The sequence below is a fragment of the Vibrio sp. 10N.261.55.A7 genome (genome assembly GCF_002877365.1).
In the GTDB taxonomy this organism is placed as follows: Bacteria; Pseudomonadota; Gammaproteobacteria; order Enterobacterales; family Vibrionaceae; genus Vibrio.
In genome coordinates, this window is sequence record NZ_MCWZ01000194.1 from 1 (window position 1) to 1,268 (window position 1,268).

General features: G+C 48.3%; 1 protein-coding gene. It reads right to left on the reverse strand.

Going from position 1 to position 1,268, the window contains the following annotated elements:
- Positions 1-1,084, reverse strand: a 1,084-nt coding sequence (locus tag BCU12_RS10290) for an Ig-like domain-containing protein (protein ID WP_241909800.1), incomplete at its 3' end; no start/stop codon positions are given.
- Positions 1,085-1,268 lie beyond the last annotated feature (184 nt).

Below are 1,268 nucleotides of genomic sequence, written 5' to 3' on the forward strand. Positions count from 1 at the left end.
CTTCAACATTAATGTCGATAAGAGTGCCAGCCAATACGACTTGGTTATCTTGCGGCGAAGAGATTGAAACGGTTGGTGGAGTACTACACGTTCCTAACCCTGTCCATGCTTCTTGCCAATACTCCCCTTTACCCGGTTCGTAGGCCCAAGCTGAGCTTGAAGAGCACCAGCCCGCGACATCACATTGATACTTCTGGTTTAGATTATGAACCAATTCTCCGGCTTGGTAACTCGTGCCCGCTATATATGGCTTAGCGTCCGCACAGCCCCCTGAGCTTGCAGAAGAAACAACGAGTGACACTTCTTGGCTAGAAGTTGTTTGCCCGTCGTTATCCGTTGCTTTGGCTTTAAATTGATGAGTTCCAGCACTTGAAGACCAAGTGTACTGATACGGCTCACTCGAATCGCTTACTACCATTTCGTTGTTGATGTAAAAATCGACCTTATCCACTGTGCCATCGCTATCCGTTGCCGTGGCTGACAGTACAAGATCGTCACCTGCAGTAATCTGCTCGACGCCTGTCGGGCTTGTGAGTTCAATGGCTGGCGGTAAAAGATCACTCGATGGGGTAACGGAAATAGAGGCCACACTTGCCTGAGTTGCGCCTTCGTTGTCCGTTGCAATGGCTTTAATCTGGTTCGCGTTGAGCGTTGCTGTCCAGATGATTTCATACGGGGACTGGGAGTCAGAGCCTAGGCTGACATCGTTTGCGAAGAACTCGACATTCGCGATTGTGCCATCTTCATCATTTGCGGTGGCTTGAAGTGTGATCAATGCATCTTGTGGGATGACGGCGTTATTTAAGGGGGATGTAAGCGAAACCTGTGGTGGAATATTCCCGCCACCAGAGCTGCATGTCCCTAGCAATTCCCATGCGTCCCATGGCCCTGAAGCTGTGACTGGGTCATTCCCCTGAGTCCAATAGCGTGCAGAGTAGGCCTTATTGGACTGCTGAACTTTGTCGCCCGAGGTATACACCGTCGCGCTGTCCCAATTTAGGGCAGTGCTACAGTCATAGGCAAAAGCGGGAACACTGACCATGCACCCAGTCATCATGATTCCTTTCAAACATTGCGAGAGCATCGTTATCTCCTTGTCTCAGTTTTAATATTCACACTAAGTACTAGTTGACGCTGAGGGAGGTTTCTTATAACTCGCTGATTGTTTGAATGAACTTCGGCTCACTTCACTAATTGACTGTCGACAAAATATGGAAGTACGTATTTATTGGACGAGTTTCATAAAGTTACTTTGAATGGTTTTTGCA